Genomic DNA, 22,178 nt, shown 5'->3' on the forward strand with positions numbered 1-22,178 from the left:
CTTCACGGGAGGATTCCCATGATCGACCTACAAGGCTACGGGCCAAGTCTGCTGGAGGGTGCCTGGGTCACGGTGCAGCTGGCCGTGCTGGCCCAGCTGCTGGCCATCGCCCTCGGGCTGATGACAGCGACCGCCAAGATGTCGCGTTCCACGCCACTGCGCTGGATCGCGACGCTCTACACCACCATCATCCGTGGCGTACCGGACATCGTGTTGATGCTGCTGCTGTTCTTCGGTGGTCAGATCGGCATCAACATGGTCACCGACTGGCTGTATGACCGCTATGACATCGATGTCTTCGTCAACGTCGACGAATTCACCGCGGGCGTCATCACCATCGGCTTCATCTTCGGCGCCTACATGGGTGAGACCTTCCGCGGTGCCTTCATGGCAGTGGATGCCGGCCAGATCGAGGCCGGACGTGCCTATGGCATGAGCAACTGGAAGGTCTTCAAGCGCATTCGCTTCCCGCTGATGATGCGTCACGCCCTGCCGGGGCTGGGCAACAACTGGATGGTACTGCTCAAGACCACCGCCCTGGTGTCGGTGATCGGGCTGGTCGACATGGTGCGTGTCGCCAGCGAGGCCGCCAAGGCGACCCATGAGCCCTTCACCTTCCTGTTGCCGGTCGCGGCGGGCTATCTGCTGATCGCCACCGTGTCCGAATGGGGGCTTTCGCGCCTCAAGAAGCGCTACAACACCGGATTCGGGGAGGCCAGCGCATGGAACAACTGAACGATGCGGGCCCGACAGGCATCATCGCCCAGCTTGGCCAGATGCTCGATGATGTGCTGAGCGACAACTACATCTTCACCGCCACCACTCTCTGGCACTACTGGGAGGGGCTGGTCACCACGGTGCAGCTGGTGTTCCTGTCGCTGATCATCGGGCTGGTGCTGGCCGTGCCATTGGCGATCCTGCGCGGCTCGCGCCGCCGCTGGATCAAGATGCCGGTCTACCTGTACACCTATGTCTTCCGTGGTACCCCTCTGCTGATCCAGCTTTACCTGATCTACTACGGGGTGGTGTTCTTCGATGGCTTCGACATCTCGTTGGGAATCACCAGCGTGCATGTCCCCAGCATTCAGGACACCTGGCTGTGGGAGTACTTCCGTGACCCCTTCGTCCCGGCGCTGCTGGCCTTCGTGCTCAATACCGCGGCCTATACCACCGAGATCTTCCATGGTGCCATCCAGTCCACGCCCAAGGGCGAGATGGAAGCTGCACGCGCCTATGGCATGTCACGCGGCAAGATGATGCGTCGCATCATTCTGCCCAGTGCCTTCCGTCGGGCACTGCCGGCCTACGGCAATGAAGTCATCTTCATGCTGCATGCCAGTGCCATCTGCAGTGTGGTGACGCTGCTGGACCTCACCGGGGCGGCGCGTGACATCTATGCACGCTTCTATGCCCCCTTCGAGGCCTTCCTGTTCGTCGCCGCCATCTATCTGTGTCTGACCTTCACCATCATTGCCATCTTCAGGCAGCTGGAGAAACGTCTGCTGGCACACTTGAAACCATTGAATTGAACTGAAAGAAGCGCCTCTTGCCGGGCGCTTCTTTCGTTTTTCACTCCTGATCCAGCAATGCATCTCGTTTAACGAACGTTTGAATCCGACCATTTTCCCCCTTCACCACAGCGCAGGACTGGGCTAGTGTGGAGAACAATGGCTGACGACAGTCCTGTCTTCATCGGCGCAGACGCCTGATACCTTTTCAGGGAGCGTCTGGTGTCGCTGACACGTCAGCTCGACCAACAACAACGAGGAACGGGAACGACATGAAGAAGCTTCTGGGAATTTCCCTGCTGGGTGCAGCACTGATGGCCGGTGGCGCACAGGCCGCCGAGACACTGCGCATCGGCGTCGATGTGCCTTATGAGCCGATGGAATACAAGACACCGGACGGCGAGCTGACCGGCTTCGACATCGAGCTGGGCAATGCCATCTGCGCGAAGATCAACCGCGACTGCGAGTGGGTCATCCAGGCATGGGACGGCATCATCCCCGGCCTGATGGCACGCAAGTACGACGCCATCATGTCCTCGATGACCATCAACGAAGAACGCCGTGAGAAGGTGCTGTTCTCCGACACCTACATCACGCCGCCGTCTGCCTGGTTCGCGCCGTCCGACAGCGCGTTGAGCGCCACCTCCACCGAGGCCCTGGCGGGCAAGGCCATCGGCGTGCAGCGCGGCACCCTGCAGGACAACTACGTCACGGATCTCTACGCCAAGAATGCCGAGGTCAAGCGCTACACCACCGCCGATGACCTGGTGCTGGACATGGATGCGGGTCGCCTCGACATCGCCTTCCTCGACTTCCCGGTCGGCAAGTCCACCCTCATCGATGGCGGCAACGGCAACTACAAGGCCGTGGGGGAAGTGGTCACCGAGCCCAAGAAATACTTCGGCGACGGCTTCGGTATCGCCATGCGCAAGCGTGACAAGGACCTGGCCGAGCAGATCAACGGCGCACTGGCGGAACTGAAGGCCGATGGTACCTACGACACCATCCACACCAAGTACTTCGGCGAGAAGAAGTAAGATCGCCTCCCATGTCATGACGCGCGCGAGCTGACAGGCGCAAGTGACACGCAAGACAACACGTCCCGCTGGCATCTGCCGCGGGACTTTTGCGTTGAGACAGGGTCATTCCCGACCCAGCCCCTTCATCAGCGCCGCCGGGGAATGAGAGCAAGCCCCCGCCACGCCTGAGCCAGATGCCAAGTCATCGCGTCCCCTTGCACAATTGGTGCAAATTGAGAACCAAAGCAGTGTGGCTGAGAGGGCTTATCCCGTCTGCCCGGCCTCTCTAGGATGCCCAGCATCCCACTCCTGCAACGGTAGCTCCCCCATGTCGAGACATCCTTCACGTCCGGCGCGCCTTTCTCGTATCGCCTCTTCCCTGCTGTTGACCCTTGGCGGTCTCCTTGCGCTCAGCGCCTGCAGTGAAGGCGATGACGAGGCTTCCGCTGGCGCCCAGCCGACACCTCCCACGATGGAAGTCGTCGCGGCCAAGGCTCAGCCGGTCGCGGCCTGGCACACTTACACCACCCGCCTGGAATCTCCGCAGAGCGTACAGCTGCGCCCGCGCGTGAGCGGTGAAATCGAAGAGGTCCTGTTCACCGAAGGCAGTCAGGTGAGCGCCGGCACCCCGCTGGTCCGCCTCGATCAGCGCCCCTTCAAGGCCGAGGTTGATCGTCTGGAAGCCGAGGTGGCTCGCGTCAAGGCAGAACTGGCCAACGCCCGCAGTGAATCCGGACGCGCGGCCAGCCTGGTCAAGCGCAACCTGATCTCCCGCGAGGAAGCCGATTCACGCAGCACCAGCGTCTCCGGTCTCAACGCCCAGCTCAAGGCCGCCATCGCCCAGCTCGAGCGCGCCCGTCTGGATCTCGACTACGCCACGGTGCGTGCCCCGATCGATGGCCGACTGTCCAATGCCCGCATCACGCGCGGCAATACCGTTCAAGCCGGTCAGAGCGTGTTGACCACCCTGGTGGAAACTCGCCAGCTGGACGCCTATATCGACATCAGCGAGCTGACCTGGAATCAGGACTTTGCCGACGTCTCCGCCGAGGATCATCTGCCGGTGGAACTGCAGCTGGCAGGCCAGCAGGACTTCCCGTTCCAGGGCGAGCTCGACTTCATCGACAACAGCGTCGACATCGATACCGGTACCCTGCGCATTGGCGCCACCTTCACCGCAGAGGACCCTGCCCTGCGGCCGGGCGCCTTCGCGCGCCTGCGCATCGCCTCCCCCGAGATTCGCGACGCCGTGCTGATCCCGGAGCGTGCCATCGGCACCGATCTGGATCGTCAGTTCGTGCTGGTGATCGGCGAAGATGACACCCTCGCCTACCGTGGCATCACCACTGGCCCGCGCTTTGGCCCGCTGCGTGCCGTCACCGATGGCCTGGCCGCCGGTGATCGCGTGCTGGCCGCCGGCCCCGCCAAGGCAGGCCCGGGCATGCCGATCACGCCCAAGCTGGTTGAGATGTCCGACGATGGTGCCCTCAAGGCCCTCGCCGAGCGTGTCGCTCGCCTGACGCAACACCAGAAGGATCAGCCGTCGCACGACAATGATCAGGATGCCGCGGCGCTGGCCGAGGCCGACCGCCAGGCAGCAGGAGGCCGTACGTGAACGTCTCCAGCTTCTTCATCAAGCGCCCGGTCTTCGCCGCGGTGCTGTCGATCCTGATCGTCATCTCGGGGCTGCTGTCACTGTTCCAGCTGCCCATCTCCGAGTATCCAGAAGTCGTGCCACCTACCGTGGTGGTGCGCGCCAACTACCCAGGTGCCAACCCGGAAGTCATCGGTTCGACCGTCGCCACGCCGCTGGAGCAGGAGATCACCGGCGTCGAAGGCATGCTGTACATGGACTCCCAGGCGACCTCCGACGGCAACCTGACCCTGACGGCAACCTTCGCGCTGGGCACGGATCTGGACAAGGCCCAGGTGCAGGTGCAGAACCGTGTGGCACGTGCCACGCCACGCCTGCCGCAGGAGGTGCAGCAGCTCGGCATCACCACCGAGAAGGCCTCGCCCAACCTGACGATGGTGGTCCATCTGACCTCTCCGGATGGCCGCTATGACCAGCTGTGGCTGTCCAACTACGCGCGCCTGAATCTCAAGGACAACCTCGCCCGTCTCGACGGGGTCGGTGACGTGCGCCTGTTCGGTGCTGGCGAGTATTCCATGCGTGTATGGCTGGACCCGGACGCCGTGGCGGCGCGTGGACTGTCTGCCGGTGACGTGATCAGTGCGCTGCGCGCCCAGAACCAGCAGGTCGCCGCCGGTTCCGTCGGTGCCCAACCCGCCCCGGATGACAACCAGTTCCAGCGCCTGCTCAATGTGCGCGGACGTCTCGAGAGCACGCAGGAATTCGAGAACATCGTCATCCGTGTCGATGAGGATGGCCGCCTGACGCGCCTGAAGGATGTCGCCCGTGTCGAACTGGGTGCCGACAGCTACTCGCTGCGCGCGCAACTCGACGGCAAGGATGCGGTGGCGATGCCGATCTTCCAGCGCCCCGGCTCGAATGCCATCGCGCTGTCGGATGCGGTCCGCGAGCGCATGAGCGAGATGTCCGATGCCTTCCCCGATGGTGTCAGCTACGACATCGTCTACGACCCCACCGTCTTCGTGCGCGGCTCCATCGAGGCGGTCATCGATACCCTGTTCGAGGCCATCCTGCTGGTCGTGATCGTGGTGATCCTGTTCCTGCAGACCTGGCGCGCCTCGATCATCCCGCTGATCGCGGTGCCGGTCTCGCTGATCGGCACCTTCGCGGTCATGCAGCTGATGGGTGTCTCGATCAATACGCTGTCGCTGTTCGGACTGGTACTGGCCATCGGTATCGTGGTCGATGACGCCATCGTGGTGGTGGAGAATGTCGAGCGAAACATCGAGCTGGGCCACTCTCCCATCGAGGCGACCCAGATCGCCATGCGCGAGGTGACCGGCCCGATCATCGCCATCGCGCTGGTGCTGACGGCGGTCTTCGTGCCCACCGCCTTCATCAGCGGCCTGAGCGGCCAGTTCTACAAGCAGTTCGCGCTGACCATCACCATCTCGACGCTGATCTCGGCCTTCAACTCACTGACCCTGTCGCCGGCGCTCTCGGCCCTGCTGCTCAAGCCGCACGGTGCCAAGCCGGACTGGCTGACACGCCTCATCGATGGCCTGTTCGGACGCTGGCTGTTCGCGCCGTTCAACCGGGCCTTCAATGCGATGTCCAACGGCTACACCGGCCTGATCAAGAAGCTGCTGCGCTTCGGTGTCATCGTCGGCGTGATCTATCTGGCCCTGCTCGGCGCCACCGGCAAGCTGTTCGACAGCGTGCCCGGCGGCTTCATCCCGGGACAGGACAAGCAGTATCTGGTCGCGATGGCTCAGCTGCCGGACGCGGCAAGCCTTGATCGCACCACCGAGGTCATCAACGAGATGCAGAAGCTGGCACTCGAGACACCAGGGGTCGCCCATACCGTGGCCTTCCCGGGGCTGTCGGTGAACGGCTTCGTCAATGCCTCCAATTCCGGCATCCTGTTCACGCCGCTGGATGACTTCGAGGATCGCCAGTCGCCCCAGCTCTCCGGCCAGGCGATCGCCGCCGAGCTCAACCGCAAGTTTGCCGGCATCGACGAGGCCTTCGTCGCCGTCTTCCCGCCGCCGCCGATTCTGGGTCTGGGGACCACGGGCGGCTTCAAGTTGCAGCTGCAGGACCGCGGCAACCAGGGCTTCGATCAGCTGTTCGCCGCCGTGCAGACCATCACCGCCAAGGGCAATGCCGACCCGCGCCTGAGCAGCGTCTATTCCAGCTTCCGCATCCAGGTGCCGCAGTACGACATCGATGTGGACCGCGAACAGGCGATGATCATGGGCGTCCCGGTGGAACGCGCCTTCGAGACCCTGCAGATCTACATGGGCTCGCTGTACGTCAATGACTTCAACCGCTTCGGGCGGACCTATCAGGTACGCGCCCAGGCCGAGCAGTCGGCGCGTCTCGACCCGGATGACATCCGCAATCTCAAGGTACGCAGCGACAACGGGCGCATGATTCCGCTGGGCAGTTTCGTCAAGGTGACGCCGACCACCGGTCCGGACCGCGTGATGCACTACAACACCTATGTCAGCGCCGACATCAACGGCTCGCCGGCACCGGGTGTCTCCAGCGATCAGGCCAAGGCCGCCATCGAGGAAGTGCTGGCAGCCAATCTGCCCCAGGGCATCGGCTACGAGTGGACGGAGGTGACCTACCAGCAGGTGCTGGCCGGCAACACCATGATCTATATCTTCCCGCTGGTGGTGCTGCTGGTGTTCCTGGTGCTGGCTGCCCAGTACGAGAGCTGGTCGCTGCCGCTGGCGATCATCCTGATCGTGCCGATGACGCTGCTGTCGGCACTGGCTGGCGTGTGGCTGACGGGAGGCGACAACAACATCTTCACGCGGATCGGGTTGATCGTGCTGGTGGCGCTGGCCTGCAAGAACGCCATTCTGCTGGTCGAGTTCGCCCGTGAGCAGCAGCATGAAGGTCAGAGTCGCCTGGATGCCGTGCTGACGGCCTGTCGTCTGCGGCTGCGCCCCATCCTGATGACCTCGGTGGCCTTCACCGCCGGCGTGGTGCCGCTGGTACTGGCCACCGGTGCCGGCAGCGAGATGCGCCAGGCGATGGGCGTGGCGGTGTTCTCCGGCATGATCGGCGTCACCGTGTTCGGCCTGTTGCTGACGCCACTGTTCTATGTCGGCATCCGCAGGATGGTCGAGAAGCGTACCTAGAGAAGCCGGGGCTTCACGGACCACACCGCCAGTGCGGCGACGCGAGATGACTCGCCGCACTGGCTTGCCTCGTCGCACTGGCTTGCCTCGTCGCATCATCTCGGCACACCGCCGAACCTACATTGTTCAATACTCGGGAGCGGGTAGCATGTACGCCGATACCTTCAATGATCTGGCCCTTGAGGCTGAACTCGAGAACTTCGCGCATCGCTGGTTCTCTCTGCTCAACCGCCTGGCGCCGTCCATCGAGCTGGCCGAGCTGCTGGGAGACGATGCCGTGATCCAGCTGCTGGATGAGACGCTCACTGGCAGCGAATTCCTGACCAATTGGGAACAGCGCCGTGATGATCTGCTGATCAACAGTCATGCACTGGGCTGGGTACGTGCCCGACGCGAGAGTCTCGACACGGCCACCCTGCGCATGGGCGGCGAGCACCGCGCCGCGCATCACGACGGCAGCGTGCTGCACACGCATTTCGATGCCGAGTGGGTGCTGGATCTGAGCTGGGGTGAGCCACGCATCCAGCGCATCAAGCTGCTGGACGTGCGCACGCTGTAGAATGCGGATGAGCAGACACAAGGACGCCCCGTCACCTGAAGGTGACGGGGCGTCCTTGTGTCTGGCGCGATGGCTTGCCACCCAACGCTTGCTCAGGCATTTGGGGGTGGGAGACTTCGCCGCCTTTCCGCCAGCATCGCCGGTGTATCGATATCGTCGAGAATGCCGACATCGCTGACGACCACCTCACGCAAGGCATCACGATGTCGAAGGATCACTTCCCGCGCACCCTCACCGCCCTCAAGCGCTGCCAGCTCACGCCATAGCATCCGCCCGAACAGCACCGGATGCCCGGGGCTGCCCTTCTCGCCTGTCAGCACCGGCCGCACCACATGCTCCGCACTCGCCTCACGGTGCAAGGCGTGGAAGGTCTGCGGCGTGATCTGCGCCATGTCCGCCAGCCATACCGCCGCCACCTGCACATGCGCCAGGGTGGCGTCCTCACTCAGCTGACGGAAGGCGTCTCCGAGACTGGCACCGAGGCCGTTGCCCGCCTGCGGCGCACGCCAGATTCGCCGGGCATGCTCACGCGCGAAGTCATCTCCCAGCAGTGCGGCGGGATCATCGTCCTCACGCAGCAGCAGACGCCAGTCCACCTCACAGGACATGACCTGCCAAAGCGTCGCCATCAACAGTGTCTGGCCATCCGCCAGACAAGCCTGACGCTTGTCACTGCCAAAACGGCGACTCTGACCGGCCGCCATCACCAGGATGATCGTCTCACTCATGTCGGGTCTCACAGACTTTCCCGAGCGCGCCCACGCCGGATGCGCACGATATCGGCCATCACCGCCAGCGCGATCTCGGCCGGTGTCTTGCTGCCCAGATTCAGCCCGATCGGCATCACGATGCGCGCAATCTCCTCGGCGCTGAGCCCGCCGCTGCGTGCCAGCCGCTCGGCGCGCGCCTGAGAGGTACGCTGCGAGCCCATCACGCCAATGTAGAAGGCGGGCTGGCGCACCGCCTCGATCATCGCGAGATCATCGATGCGTGGATCATGGGTCAACGCCACCACGGCGGTGGCGGCATGGCAGCCCTCCGCCGCGATGAAGCGCGAGGGCAGCTCACGACGCAGGGTGACACCGGCGAGCGGCGTCTTGCGGGCATCCCAGTCCGCCAGCACTTCCTCGCGTGGCTCGCAGATGATCACCTCGAAGCCGAGGCTGACGGCGAAGGCCGCGCAGGCTTCCGCCACCGGCGAGAGTCCCGCCAAGAGCAGACGCGCCACCGGCCCGACCCTGAGCTGATAGCCGCTCGTCTGGTCATCGTGGCCCTTGAGTGGCTCGACCCGCTCCCCCAGCCCGCTGTCCTGCTGAAGCGCACGCGCGCCATCCCCCGCCAGCATGACCTGACGCAGACGCGGCGTCTGACCCTCGAGTGCCTCGCGCAGTGCCTTGAGATGCGCGATGTCCGCCTCGCTGGCCGTGAAGCGCTCGACCAGCACGTCCAGCAAGCCACCGCACGGCAAGGCGATCCCCGCACCCTGATGGCCGCCCTCGCCATAGCGGATCACCTGGGCGCTCGCGGTGAATTCGCCTCCCGCCAGGCGCGCCAGGAAGTCCTCCTCGACACAGCCACCGGACAACGAGCCACGATGCTGGCCATCGGCACGCGCCACCAGCCAGGCGCCCGGCTCACGCGGTGAGGAGCCGAAGGTGGACAGCACCGTACACAGCCAGATCGGGCTGTCAGGCCGCGTGCCATCTGACGGCGCCAGCCAGTCGATCGCCTGACAGATCACTTCAAGATCAAGATGTTGCATCAAAATTCTCTCATATCGGAAGCCGGCTCCCAACCAGAAGACACGAAACCCGCCACCCGGACATGCCGGAGTGGCGGGTATCAGACGCATTCACCGGTGAGGATCAGGCCTCGCTGAGCGCGGCCTTGAGCGCCGCCGGGCGCATCGGCAGATCACGCAGGCGAACGCCTACGGCGTGATGGATGGCATTGGCCACCGCCGGTGCGACCACCGTGGTACCCGGCTCGCCAAGACCGACCGGCATCTCGGTACTGTCAACGAACTCGAGATCCATCTGCGGCACCTGATGCATGCGCAGCGGCTGGTAGGCGCCCAGATTCTGCGCCACCGGGCCACCCTCGCGGTATTCGGTACCTTCGTGCAGCGCCATCGAGACGCCCCACAAGAGCGAGCCCTCCAGCTGCGCCATGGCGCCATCCGGGTGTGCGAGGGTACCGGCATCGACGACACTGGTCAGCTTCTCGATCTTGACCTCGCCAGTGGCGCGATCGACCTTGACCCGTGCCACGCAGGCCACCCAGGTCGGCATGCTGCGTTCCTGACCGAAGCTCAGCGCCACGCCCATGCCGGTATCTTCCGGCAGGCTGTCACGCTCGCTCCAACCGGACTTCTCCATCACGCGCGTGAGCACGTTGCGCAGACGTTCCGCCCCGCCCGTGCTGACCGGCGCCTTGCCGGCATTGCGGCCTTCGGCGTCCAGCAGCGAGAGGCGGAATTCGGCCGGATCCTGCTCGGCTGCCTGCGCCAGCTCATCGATGTGCTGCTCGACCGCCCATAGCGTCCAGCCCGGTGCGACGGAGCGCAGATACCCCGGCACGAAGGCCTCATGAGCGACCTTGTTCTGCTGCGCCCAGACACGCTGGGTGCCCACGTTGTACCAGTGGTCCGCGCCACTGATGGAAAAGGAATCCAGCTTGCCACCGCCTTCCACGGCTTCGGCGAGGAAGCTCGGCATCAGCGCGGCAGTCGGCCAGCCTGCCGCGGCGGCGTGCTCGGAGGCCACGACACGGCCATCGGCATCCAGACCGGAACGCACACGCTGCACCGAGGGCGAGCGCACGCAATCGAAACGGCTATCGTCCGGGCGCGTGAAGATCATCTTGACCGGACGTCCCACGGCCTTGGCCGCCAGTGCCGCCGGCACGGCGTAGTCACCGTGGAGACGACGCCCGAAGCCACCGCCCAGATACAGCTGGTGGTGAGTGATCTTGCCATCCTCGACGTCCAGCGCCTTGGCGACGAGGGGAATCAGCAATGACTGCTGCTGGTTGCCACAGTGGACATGCCAATGCCCCTCCTCCTCATAGGCCAGTGCATTGGCCGGCTCCAGAGTGAAGTGCAGCACGCTTGAGGTGGTGAAGGTGGACTCCACCGTGGTCGCCGCACCTTCGATCAGCGCGGAAGGGTCACCCTGATCCACCATCAGCGAGCCATTGTCACGACTCGGGGCGCTGACCAGTCGCTGGCCTTCTGCCTGGATCGCCGCCTCATCGACGTGATAGCTGTCGCCCTTGCTCCATTCCACCTTGAGCAGGTCGGTGGCACGCATGGCCGCCGAGAAGTTGTCGGCGATGACCGCCAACCACCCCTGACACATGCCGGACGGATCCTTGAGCTCGATGGTCTGGCGATAGCCGATGACCTTCTGGGCTTCGCTGTCATCCACGGCCGTGACCTTGCAGCCGAAGCGACTCGGCGGCAGCACCGGGCGCGCATGCAGCGTCTTGCCGACACGGGCTTCCACCTCTACAGGCAGGGTGTAATCGATGCCGTAGACCGCCTGACCGTTGGTCTTGGCCGGCACGTCCAGCGCATTGCCCTTGGTGCCGAGCACGCGGCGCTCGGAGGCCGGCTTGAGCTCGATGGCCGCCAGCTCATCTTCCGTGAAGCTGCGCTCAAGGCCCGCGGCGACGATCTCGCTATAGCCCAATGACTGATCGCCACTGATGACACGGCCCTTGCGCGCCTTGCAGCTCTCGACGGACACGCCCATCTGTCTGGCGCCCGCTTCGATCAACGCGATACGCCCGGCAGCCCCCGCCTGCGACAGCGGCTGGTAGCTGTGATTCACCGACCAGCTGCCGCCGGTGATCATGTAGCCCCACTTGGGATCGCTGTCGACGTAGACGATCTCGACGGAGGCCAGATCGGCCTCGAGCTCCTCGATGACCAGACGCGCCAGGCTGGTGGCGACGTGCTGTCCCATCTCGGCCTTGGTGATATGGATGGTGATGGTGCCGTCAGTGCCGATGGCATACCACATGGTCGGCTCGAAGGCGCCGGCGGACAGCGTCTCGCTGGCAGAGCGGCCGTCATCGGCGCCGCTGGCCAGGGCCGCGCCGGAGACCCCGAACGCCAGCATCGCGGAACCCGCGACACTGCCGATCAAAAAACCACGCCGCGTGATGCCGTGCTGGCTCGAGGGGTGACGAGTGGCTGCCTGAGCGCGCTGATGCCGGCCCAGCGTATCTTCAAACCTTGCCATGAGATGTCTCCTCGGCAGCAGAATGGCTCACGGCATCTGCCGTGGCACGCGGATCGAATGTGCCGACACCGGCAGTCGCGGCGGTGGCCTCGGTCTGCTGGCCCATCACCTGCGCCGTGTCGCGCTCACTGGCGATCGCGGCGGCACGCTTCACCGCACGATGGATACGCACGTACGCCATGCAACGACACAGGTTGCCCGCCATGGCGGCAGTGACCTGCTCATCGGTGGGGTTGGGCGTGTGCTTGAGGAAGTCGGCGGCCTGCATGATCTGGCCGGACTGGCAGTAACCGCACTGCGGCACCTGCTCCTCGACCCAGGCTTGCTGCAGCGGGTGGTCATCGTTCTCGGCCAGCCCCTCGATGGTGACGATGTCGCCACCCTCGGCGGCCAGTACCGGCAGGACACAGGTGCGCGCCGCGGTGCCGTTCAGGTGCACGGTGCAGGCGCCGCACTGGGCGATTCCGCAACCGAACTTGGTGCCGGTCAGGCCCAGGTGTTCACGCAGCACCCAAAGCAACGGGGTTTGCGGATCGACCTCGAGACTGACGGCCTTGCCGTTCAGAGTGAAGTTGGCCAAGGGGCTTCTCCTCAGGAGCATGAAGCAGGGGGACAGGGTTCGGACAACGCGTGCAGGGTGTCGCGGCCAGCCATGGCGTGATCTGACTGACGTGGCGTGGGTTCGGCGTCAGGGACCGACCCCAGGCTTTGAGGCCTGGCACGATTCGAATCGGTGAATTCTACAGGTCACGATTCGGCACCACGGTGCCAAAAAGGAAACAGTGTGATGTCACTGGGCTCATCATGGCCATGCAGATGCTGTCTCGCATGCCACACAGTATAGCGTTTCACGCCTTGTCATCGGCAGATGTTTGCATGACATCGGTCCGCCTCGGGACTGGGCCGGTAGCGGTCGAGAATGATGGCGGCGCACCGGAGCGAGGACTCCCGCGAAGCCATGTGACTGCCTGGTATGGACGAGAGTGTCGCAGACGCGTCTGACAGTGGCGTATCCGGCATCTGTACTTTTATGAGAATAAAGTGAAATGTAGCGAGAGTCCTCATGGAGGATGTTCCGCCCATGGCCAGCACCGGGTGCAGGGACTGCAAGAACTGCAAGAACAACGACAATAACGATTCCCGGCATGAGGATCTGACATGCAACTCAACTGGAAGGCGGCGATCGCGCTGGCAGCGCTGATACTCGCCATCAATACCGGCGCGCGCCAGGCGATGGGCTTCATGCTGCCACCGATGGCCAGCGAGCTTGCCTGGGGCATGGGCAGCCTGTCATTTGCCCTCGCCATCCAGAATCTGGTCTTCGGGCTGGCCGCGCCCATCGCCAGCAAGCTGTCGGATCGCTTCGGCACGCTCAGCGTCTTCCTGGTCGGCAGCCTGTGCTATGCGGTCGGCATGGGCGTCACCGCCCTCTGGCCGACTCCGACGGTGTGGATGCTGGGTGCGGGCGTGCTGGCCGGCATCGGCATCGGGGCGACCACCTTCCCGCTGGTGCTGGCCGCCGTCACGCGCGTGGTCCCCCTCCAGCATCGTGGCATCGGGCTGGGCATCGCCTCGGCCGGCGGCTCCTTCGGGCAGCTTGTCTACTCGGTCGCGACCCCGATGCTGGTGCTGATCGACTGGAAGATCGCCATGCTGGCGCTCGGCGCCAGCTGTCTGCTGCTGATTCCCATGGCCCTGCCCTTGCTGCGTCGCCCGCCGGCCGGCAGTGAAACACAGGCAGAGGATGTCCCGAGCCAGGGCCCGCTGCTGCAGGACCGGCGCTTTCTGGCGCTGGCCGGCGGCTTCTTCGTCTGCGGCGTGCACGTCGCCTTCATCGCCACCCACCTGCCCAATTTCGTGGTCGCCTGCGGCCTGCCCCTGAACGTGGCCGGCAACACGCTGGCGATCATCGGCGCGCTCAACATCGCCGGCACCATTCTGTTCGGTGCCTGGGGCGGCCGCCGTCACCCGCCGCAGCTGTTGATGCTGATCTATCTGTGCCGCGCCGCACTGGTGATGGCGATGGTGGTCATCCCGCCCAGCAGCATGCTGCTCTACGCCTTCGGTGCGATCATGGGCATTCTGTGGCTGTCGACGGTGCCGCTGACCAGCCAGGCCGTCGCGCTCTACTTCGGCCAGAAGCGTCAGGCCTTCGTGTTCGGCATGGTGCTGGCCGCGCATCAGGTCGGCGCCTTCCTGGGGGCCTGGGGCGGTGGTGTGGTCTATCAGCTGACCGGCAGCTACGACCTGCTGTGGATCGCCAGCGGCATCTTCGGCCTGCTGGCCGCGCTCGTGCACTGGCCGGTGCGCCGCGAGCCCAAGCGCATGGTGCAGCCACAACTGGCCTGAGTCGCGCCACGGCATCTGATTCTCAAATGTCAGACCATACCTCCACAACGACACAGCCCCCATCGGCGAACCCGATGGGGGCTGTGTCGTATGGGGCTGTGTCGTATGGGCTCGGGCCAGGCGATCAACGCTGGAAGGCGTAGACATTGCCGACCTTCAACAGCCGCGTCAGCTCATCTAGCGCCGCCAGTGTCTCTTCGGCCAGCTGCGGGTCGGCGAGATCCGCCGGCGTCAGGCTGTCACGATAGTGACGCTTGACCCAGTCACCCAGCTCGCCGTGCAGCTGATCCGTCATCATCACGCGCCCGGACAGCGCGGCGCGCTCGGCGTCACTCAGTACCACGCGCAGACGCAGGCAGGCCGGGCCGCCGCCATTGCGCATGCTCTGCTTGACGTCCTTGACCAGCACTTCCCCGATCGGGTTCGGGCCGGCCAGAATCGCATTCTGCAGCGCATTCCATACCGCCTCGTTCTCCTGACACTCGCCCGGCACCACCAGCGTCATGCTGCCATCGTCATTGGAGAGCAGCTGCGAGTTGAAGAGGTAGGAGGAGACGGCATCCTCGAGGCTGACGGCCTCCAGCGGCACGCGGATCGGGATCAGCGGTGTGGACAGTTTCGCGCGAATCTCGTCGAGCACCGCCTCTTCATCGCGGAAGGCCAGCTCGTGGTAGAACAGCACCGGGCCATTGCCCACCGCAATCACATCGTTGTGGAAGACGCCGGCATCGATGGCCTCCGGGTGCTGCTGGGCGAACACCACCTGAGACTCGCTCAAACCATGCTGACGTGCGACGGCCTGACTGGCTTCCAGTGTCTGACGCGCCGGATAGCGACGCGGTTCGACGCCGTCACCGCCGAAGGCCTGACGGCCATAGACGTAGAGATGCACGCCCGGCCCGCCGTGGCCATCGCACAGCCGCGTGTGGTTGGCCGCACCTTCATCGGAGAAGGCCGGCGTCGCGGGCAGCGCAGGATGATGCGCGAAATGGGCATCGTCGGCGAAGATGGCGCCCAGGATGCGCCCGGTGGTCGCGGGCTCCAGGTAGCGGTGGAAGCTGGATTGCAGGTTGGCCGGCGTGAAGTGCACGCGGCCATCACCGCTGTCGCGCGAGGGCGTGACGGTGGCGGCGTTCGCCGTCCACATGCTGGAGGCGGAACACACCGCGCGCAAGAGTTGCGGTGCCTGCTCGCTGGCCGCCTTCAACACCTGGGCATTGCTGCCGGTGAAGCCGAGATCGCGCAGTGCGCCAAGGTCCGGGCGCTGCTGCGGCAGCAGAATCCCCTGTGCATAACCCAGATTCGCCAGCGACTTCATCTTGTCGAGGCCCTGCAACGCGGCTTCGCGCGGGTTGGAGGCCAGGCCGCCGTGGCGCATCGAGGCCACGTTGCCATGTGCCAGACCGGCGTAGTTGTGGGTCGGGCCTACCAGGCCATCGAAATTGATCTCTTGATACGGGGTGTCGGACATGAAGGTCTCCTGCCACGACGCCTTGGCACCTCAGGGAGCAGGCACGGCGAGCGTCGTGGTCAACAATGGGTAAGCGGCAGCGGTGCCCGAACGGACGGCCTTACAGACGGATACCGGCCGGCAGGGTCGCGGGCAGCGCCAGTGCCTCGGCTTCCATCGAGGCGACCGGATAGCTGACATAGTCGGCCGCGTAATAGGCACTGGGACGGTGGTTGCCGCTGTCGCCGATGCCACCGAAGGGCGCGTCGCCGGAGGCGCCGGTGGTCTGGCGGTTCCAGTTGACGATGCCGGCGCGAATGCGCAGCAGGAAGTCGTCCCAGTCAGCACGCTCACCGCCGATCAGCCCGGCCGAGAGACCGTAGCGGGTGTCATTGGCCAGCGCGATGGCCTCGTCCCAGTCGGTGTAGCGATGGATCTTGAGCAGCGGACCGAAGAATTCCTCGTCCTCGAGCGCAAGGCCGGTGACATCGATCAGCGCCGGGCTGAGCAGACTGGTGCCCTCTTCAAGCTGCTGCATGCGCACGAGGACATTGCCGCCCAGCGCTTCGAGATCATCCTGCGCCTTGAGCAGGCCCTCGGCCGCCGCGACACTGGCCAGGCCGCCATAGAAGGGCGCGTCCTGCTCGAACTGCCCCGCCACGCGCAACTCGCGCAGCGCCGTGGCCAGCGCCTCGATCAGACGATCACCGACCTCGCCCTGCGGCACCATCAGGCGGCGCGCACAGGTGCAGCGCTGACCGCCCGAGGCGAAGGCCGACTGGATGATCGCCAGCACCGCGGCGGTTTCATCCTGCACATCACGCACCACCAGCGGATTGTTGCCGCCCAGTTCCAGCGCCAGCAGCTTGCCGACCTGACCGGCGAACTGACGGTGCAGCAGCTTGCCGACCTTGGCACTGCCGGTGAACAGCAGCCCATCGATACCCTCGGACTGGGACAGGGCCTGACCGACGTCCGCCGCGCCCTGCACCAGATTGATCACGCCGGCCGGCAGGCCCGCGGCCTCCCAGCATTGCAGGGTGAGATCGGCGGTGGCCGGGGTCAGCTCGGAGGGCTTGAACACACAGGCATTGCCCGCCAGCAGCGCCGGTACCATGTGGCCGTTGGGCAGGTGCCCCGGGAAGTTGTAGGGGCCGAAGACGGCCATCACGCCATGCGGGCGGTGGCGCAGGACCGCCTGGGTGCCCGCGACATCCTTGGCGCGCTCGCCGGTACGCTCGTGATAGGCCTTCACCGAGATCGCGATCTTGCCGATCATCGCGCCGACCTCGGTACGCGCTTCCCACAGCGGCTTGCCGGTTTCACTGGCGATGCTGATCGCCAGCGCTTCACGATGCTGCTCCAGCTGATCGCGGAAACGCTCCACCACCGCCAGACGTGCCTCGAAACCCAGGCGCGCCCAGGTCGGGAATGCCTGACGCGCTGCCGCGACGGCCTGCTCGACCTGCTCGGCAGTGGCCGAGGCACCCTGCCACAGGCGTGCCTGGGAGACGGGGTCGGTCTTGGTGAAGGATTCGGCCTCCCCCGCTTGCCACGCGCCGTCGATGAAGAGCTGTTGACGCACGTTGAGTGTGGCGGGAGTCGGAGTCGTAGTGGTCATGGCATGCCTCATCGAAAGGGCGCGCCGCGTAAGCGACGCTGAACAAGGAGATAACGGGGCAGTTGGCGATCTGCCCCGCTGATGGCAAAAGGACGCAAGGCGACATGGCCTGCGAGATGGCGCAAAGAAGCGGATGCCTGGGGCGAACGCTTCAGCTGGCCAGCACGCGCAACGTGTCGCCGCCGGTGACGCCGAGGCGTTCGGCCTCATCACGGTGCAGGCGCACATGGCAGGCACCCGCGTCGTCCCGCGTGACAGCATGGCTGATCCAGCTGGCGCGGAAGTCCGCCATGCCGGTGGTGGCGGCCATGACGGAGGGACGCTCACAGGCCGGGGCATCAGACGCGATCACCTCGACACATGCCAGCTGGCTGTCACGGACGCCGCGCACGTCATCGATATAGGCCTCGACCGTCGGGCCGCCATCGAAGATGTCGACATAGCCTTCCCAGCGCAGCCCTTCCTTCTTGAGCATCGCCACCGCCGGGCGGGTGTGCTCATGCACCTGACCGATGGCAGCCCGCGCGGACTCGGAGAGAAACGGCGTATAGATCGGGAACTTGGGCATCAGCTCGCCGATGAAACTCTTCTGGCCCATGCCGGTGAGGCGGTCGGCCTCATTGAAGTCCATCGGGAAGAAGTGGCTGCCCAGACACTCCCAGAACGGGCTGCGCCCCTCGGGCGTGAAGACACCGCGCATCTCGGCCAGCACCTTGTCGGGGAAGGCCTCGCGGAACTGGGCCATGAACAGCCAGCGCACCTTGGAGAGCAGCGCACCATTGCGGTCCTTGCGCCAGCCCTCACGCAGGAACAGCGAGCAGACCTCGGCATCGCCGGTGTGATCGGAGCACAGCGTCAGCGTATCCAGGGTGCGATGCAGGTCGAGCTGCACCGAGGAGTGCGCCAGCGAGCCGAGGCGGTAGTGATAGAACGGCGCATCGGTGCCCACACAGGCCTCGATGGCACAGCAGCCCGCGATGCTGCCGTCGCGCTCATCCTCGAGCACGAAGAAGTACAGGCGATCATCACCGGGTTCCCGGCCTTCGAAAGCGGCCAGGGTGCGCTCGATCTTGGCGCTGAGAAATTCATGATTGTCCGGCAGCGAGGTGAAGCCGACGCCGGTTTCCCGCGCCAGTACCTTGAGGCCTTCGATATCGTGACGAGCGATAGGACGAATACGCATTACAGCTCTCCCTCATCGACCGCCGGCAAGGGCATCGGCACGGCAAGCACCGCACGCCCCTCTTCCACCCCCAGCACCTCGGCCTGCTGCGGCGTCAGCATCAGCTGGCCGGTCGGCGTCAGTGCATAGCGCGCCAGCACGCAGCGGAAATCGCCGAGCCGCTGGTTGGCGACCATCGCCGGCACCGCGTCCGGCAGGCTTTCCTGCGGGCGGATACGCACCGGGTGCCAGCCGCACTGCTTGAAGGTGTGCAGACGTTCGCACTCCGCCAGCAGCAAGGGGCCCGCATCGAAGATGTCGACGTGGCGCGAGCGCGAGAAGCCTTCGGCGAGCATCTCCTGCATGGCGTACTCGTGGCGCGGATTCTCGCGCCCGATGGCGGCACGCGCCTGGGGCGTGAGAAGCGGCAGATAGAGCGGGAACGGCGGCATCACCTCGGCGATGAAGCTCTTGGAGCGCACCCCCGCCATCTGGTTGATGTCATTGAAGTCGCGATCAAAGAAGTGCTGGCCGACGCTGTCCCAGAACGGGCTGACCTGACGCTCGTCACGTGTTTCCAGATAGCCCGGGAAGGCCACCGCCAGTTCATTGGCGAAGCGTTCCGGGTACTGGGCGATGAACATCAGGCGTGCACGACGCAGCAGACTGTCCGCATCCGTCTCGCGGTAGCGGGCATCCAGCGACAGCGCGCACAGCAGCGTGGCATCCGACACCTCATGCGACAGCGACAGCGTCTGCACTTCATGGCGCACGTTGAGCTGCTGCGAGGCGTGGATCAGCGTTTCCTGACGATAGGTGTAGTAGGCCTCCCGCGCGCCAGCCTCGGCGCGCAGCGAGGCGGTACCGACCACTTCCCCGCTGTCGAGATCCTCCAGCACGAAGCAGTAGATCTCGTCACCGGGAAAATCGATCTCGGCACGCAGGCTGCGCTGGGAGCGCGTGATGCGCTCCTCGAGGCGGTCACGATGTGCCGGCAGATTGGTCAGGCGTGGCGTGGCCGAGGCCGCGAGCCGCTCGAGAGCGAGCAGATCGCGGCTTTCGGCAGGCCGCACCACCAGCATCGGGGCACTGCTCATGGCGCTGCTCATGCAGATGCAGAGGCGGCGACGAAGCTCGCCACGGCACGGTCGAGCTTGTCGAGACCGCTCTGGAGCTCGGTTTCACTGATCACCAGCGACGGCGCCAGACGCAGCACGTCAGGTCCGGCGACCAGCACCATCAGACCTTCTTCCATCGCCAGATTGAGAATGTCCTTGGCACGCCCCGCATAGTCCGGCGCCATCTGGGCACCGATCAACAGACCCATGCCACGCACTTCCTTGAAGACACCGTGACGCTTGGCGATGCCTTCCAGGCCATTGCGCAGCAGTTGGTGGCGATGCGCGACGCCCTCGAGCACTTCCGGCGTGTCGATGGTCTCGAGCGCCGCCAGACCCACCGCACATGCCAGCGGGTTGCCGCCGTAGGTGGAACCGTGAGTACCGATGGCCATGGCCGGCGCGATGCGGTCCGTGGTCAGCATGGCGCCCAGCGGGAAGCCGCCACCGATGCCCTTGGCGGTGGTCAGGATGTCCGGCACCACGCCGAAGTGCTGGTAGGCGTAGAGGTGGCCGGTACGTCCGGCACCGCTCTGGACTTCATCGAAGATCAAGAGCGCATCGTGCTGGTCGCACAGCTCACGCAGCCCCTCGAGGAAGGCCTGCTCCCCCGGAATGATGCCGCCCTCGCCCTGCAGCGGCTCGACGATGATCGCGCAGGTGTCATCGCCCATCAGCTCGCGCACGGAGTCGAGGTTGTTGAATTCGGCGTGCTGGATCCCGCCCGGAATCGGCCCGAAGCCCTGGGAATACTTGGGCTGACCACCGACGCTGACGGTGAAGAAGGTGCGGCCATGGAAGGACTGACGGAAGGAGATGATCTTGTCCTTCTTCTCGCCATGGGTGTCGTGGGCGAAACGACGTGCCAGCTTGAGCGCGGCTTCGTTGGCCTCACCACCGGAGGAGCAGAAGTAGACCTTGTCGGCGAAGGTGCGCTCGGTCAGCGCCTTGGCCAGCGCCAGGGCCGGCTCGTTGGTGTAGACGTTGGACAGGTGCCAGACCTTGTCGGCCTGATCCTTGAGCGCCTTGACCAGTGCCGGGTGGCAGTGACCCAGCGAGGTGACGGCGATGCCGCCGGCGAAGTCGATGTACTCACGACCTTCCTGATCCCACAGACGGCTGCCCTCGCCGCGTACCGGAATGGCAGCCTGGGGTGCGTAGTTGGGCACCATGGCATGGTCGAAATCGGCACGGGTCAGCTGGGTCATCGTCTCTTCCTCATCGCGGGGGCGTTGCGTGGCAGGCCGATGATCGGCGAGCCACGGGTCATGACTCCCGAGTATAGGGAGGCGAGATGACAAAGACTTTCAGCGAAAGGACGACGACTTATGTCAGGAGGCGACTTTTGTCACCGATGCGACATTTCAGGCCTGCAGCATGAGACGTTCGTCGCGGGGGCTGCGCCCGAAATGGTTGCGGAACGCCGTGGAGAAGTGAGCGGCGCTGGAAAAGCCGGTGGCCAGCGCGATCTCGCCGATGGGCTGATCACTCTCGCGCAAGAGCTGACGTGAGCGTGCCAGGCGCAGATCCAGATAGTAGCGGCTGGGCACCGCCTGCAGATGCTTCTTGAACAGCCGCTCCAGCTGACGCCGCGAGATGCCGAGATGCTCGCCGATCTCGTGGGTGGACAGCGGCTCCTCGATATTGGCTTCCATCAGGGTCACGGCCTCCACCAGCGGCTGGGGCGCATGGGCGAAACGGTTCTTGAGCGGCACGTGCTGTGGCTCGTCCGCCAGCCGGATACGCTCGCAGACGAAATGCTCGGAGACCTTCTCGGCCAGCGCACGACCATGCTGCTGGGCGATCAATGTCATCATCATGTCCATCGCCGCGGTACCCCCGCCGCAGGTGACACGATCACGGTCCAGCTCATACAGCTGATGGGAGACGTTGACCTGCGGGAAGTCGCGACGGAACGACTCGGCACGCTGCCAGTGGATCGTCGCACGATAGCCATCAAGCAGCCCGGCGCGAGCCAGCTCACGGGTGCCGGTGGAGATACCGCCCAGCATCACGCCACGCTCGGCCAGACGCTTGAGCCAGGCCAGCAGCGCGGGATTCGAGGCCACCTCCTGCAGGCCCGCCTCGCCCGCCGGCTGAGCACCGCACACGAACAGGGCGTCCAGATGGCGCGAATCACTGGCGACCAGGCTGTCCGGCGACAGGTTCAAGCCCGCTGCGGACGCCACACCGCGCCCGTCCAGCGCAAAGGTGACGGCCCGATAGAGTGTCTGCCCCGCGAGCTGATTGGCCACCTGCAGGGGCTCCAGCGCACAGGCCTGGGACAATAACGAGAAGCCGGGCAACAGCACGAAGCCTATCTGGCGTTGCTGGGCCTGGGGGGAAACCAGTGAATCCACGGGCATGGGTGTGAGTCGAGGTCCATCGCGTGAGGG

Annotated in this window: 16 protein-coding genes and 1 pseudogene; 7 read left to right on the plus strand and 10 right to left on the minus strand. The window is 65.1% G+C overall.

Annotated features, from left to right (window positions below; translation table 11 throughout):
- Nucleotides 1-18 precede the first annotated feature (18 nt).
- The 6 genes from QD172_RS15710 to QD172_RS15735 all read left to right on the plus strand — a co-directional run bounded on the left by QD172_RS15710 (nt 19) and on the right by QD172_RS15735 (nt 7,835).
- A complete protein-coding gene (locus QD172_RS15710; protein ID WP_084207919.1) occupies nt 19-735 on the plus strand; it encodes an ABC transporter permease in 717 nt (238 codons plus the stop codon).
- A 41-nt stretch (nt 736-776) separates the two neighbouring features.
- Nucleotides 777-1,529: an ABC transporter permease gene (locus QD172_RS15715; protein WP_077378483.1), complete on the plus strand. Its 753-nt coding sequence runs from the start codon at nt 777-779 to the stop codon at nt 1,527-1,529.
- Nucleotides 1,530-1,780: 251 nt separating this feature from the next.
- On the plus strand, nt 1,781-2,545 hold the full coding sequence (locus QD172_RS15720; protein WP_077378307.1) for a transporter substrate-binding domain-containing protein: 765 nt from the start codon (nt 1,781-1,783) through the stop codon (nt 2,543-2,545).
- 310 nt (nt 2,546-2,855) lie between these two features.
- Nucleotides 2,856-4,142 (plus strand): efflux RND transporter periplasmic adaptor subunit, encoded by a 1,287-nt coding sequence (locus QD172_RS15725; RefSeq protein WP_271303187.1) that lies wholly within the window; start codon nt 2,856-2,858, stop codon nt 4,140-4,142.
- Nucleotides 4,139-7,276, plus strand: coding sequence for a multidrug efflux RND transporter permease subunit (locus QD172_RS15730; RefSeq protein ID WP_077378301.1), 3,138 nt, complete (start codon nt 4,139-4,141; stop codon nt 7,274-7,276). Before QD172_RS15725 ends, QD172_RS15730 begins: the two co-directional genes overlap by 4 nt.
- Before the next feature lie 148 nt (nt 7,277-7,424).
- Nucleotides 7,425-7,835 carry a hypothetical protein gene (locus QD172_RS15735; protein WP_279856248.1) on the plus strand — a complete coding sequence of 137 codons (411 nt, stop codon included), beginning with the start codon at nt 7,425-7,427 and terminating at the stop codon, nt 7,833-7,835.
- Nucleotides 7,836-7,927: 92 nt separating this feature from the next.
- Here QD172_RS15735 and QD172_RS15740 read toward each other — a convergent pair whose 3' ends face one another.
- The 4 genes and pseudogenes from QD172_RS15740 to QD172_RS15755 form a co-directional block, all read right to left on the minus strand.
- Nucleotides 7,928-8,563, minus strand: a complete 636-nt coding sequence (locus QD172_RS15740) for a nucleotidyltransferase family protein (RefSeq protein ID WP_279856249.1) — start codon at nt 8,561-8,563, stop codon at nt 7,928-7,930.
- 8 nt (nt 8,564-8,571) lie between these two features.
- Nucleotides 8,572-9,597 (minus strand): XdhC family protein, encoded by a 1,026-nt coding sequence (locus tag QD172_RS15745; protein WP_279856250.1) that lies wholly within the window; start codon nt 9,595-9,597, stop codon nt 8,572-8,574.
- 103 nt (nt 9,598-9,700) lie between these two features.
- Nucleotides 9,701-12,082 carry a molybdopterin cofactor-binding domain-containing protein gene (locus tag QD172_RS15750; protein WP_279856251.1) on the minus strand — a complete coding sequence of 794 codons (2,382 nt, stop codon included), beginning with the start codon at nt 12,080-12,082 and terminating at the stop codon, nt 9,701-9,703.
- A 133-nt stretch (nt 12,083-12,215) separates the two neighbouring features.
- Nucleotides 12,216-12,683, minus strand: a pseudogene (locus tag QD172_RS15755) ((2Fe-2S)-binding protein); the annotation flags it as partial.
- A 557-nt stretch (nt 12,684-13,240) separates the two neighbouring features.
- Here QD172_RS15755 and QD172_RS15760 point away from each other — a divergent pair.
- Entirely contained in the window at nt 13,241-14,431 is a 1,191-nt protein-coding gene (locus QD172_RS15760) for an MFS transporter (protein ID WP_279856252.1), read from the plus strand.
- Between the two features lie 124 nt (nt 14,432-14,555).
- Here the strand turns inward: QD172_RS15760 and astB are convergent, their stop codons facing one another.
- The 6 genes from astB to QD172_RS15790 form a co-directional block, all read right to left on the minus strand.
- Entirely contained in the window at nt 14,556-15,902 is a 1,347-nt protein-coding gene (gene astB / locus QD172_RS15765) for an N-succinylarginine dihydrolase (protein WP_279856253.1), read from the minus strand.
- A 100-nt stretch (nt 15,903-16,002) separates the two neighbouring features.
- A complete protein-coding gene (gene astD / locus QD172_RS15770) occupies nt 16,003-17,502 on the minus strand; it encodes a succinylglutamate-semialdehyde dehydrogenase (protein WP_279856254.1) in 1,500 nt (499 codons plus the stop codon).
- 151 nt (nt 17,503-17,653) lie between these two features.
- The gene (gene astA, locus QD172_RS15775) at nt 17,654-18,685 is read right to left on the minus strand and encodes an arginine N-succinyltransferase (protein ID WP_279856255.1); all 1,032 of its coding nucleotides are present in this window, start codon (nt 18,683-18,685) and stop codon (nt 17,654-17,656) included.
- Nucleotides 18,685-19,746: an arginine N-succinyltransferase gene (locus QD172_RS15780; protein ID WP_141392325.1), complete on the minus strand. Its 1,062-nt coding sequence runs from the start codon at nt 19,744-19,746 to the stop codon at nt 18,685-18,687. Before QD172_RS15780 ends, astA begins: the two co-directional genes overlap by 1 nt.
- Before the next feature lie 23 nt (nt 19,747-19,769).
- Nucleotides 19,770-20,990, minus strand: coding sequence for an aspartate aminotransferase family protein (locus tag QD172_RS15785; protein ID WP_176493570.1), 1,221 nt, complete (start codon nt 20,988-20,990; stop codon nt 19,770-19,772).
- 156 nt (nt 20,991-21,146) lie between these two features.
- A complete protein-coding gene (locus QD172_RS15790; protein ID WP_169477227.1) occupies nt 21,147-22,148 on the minus strand; it encodes a GlxA family transcriptional regulator in 1,002 nt (333 codons plus the stop codon).
- Nucleotides 22,149-22,178: the final 30 nt, after the last annotated feature.

The sequence above is a fragment of the Cobetia sp. 10Alg 146 genome (assembly GCF_029846385.1).
GTDB classification, from domain to species: Bacteria; Pseudomonadota; Gammaproteobacteria; order Pseudomonadales; family Halomonadaceae; genus Cobetia; species Cobetia marina.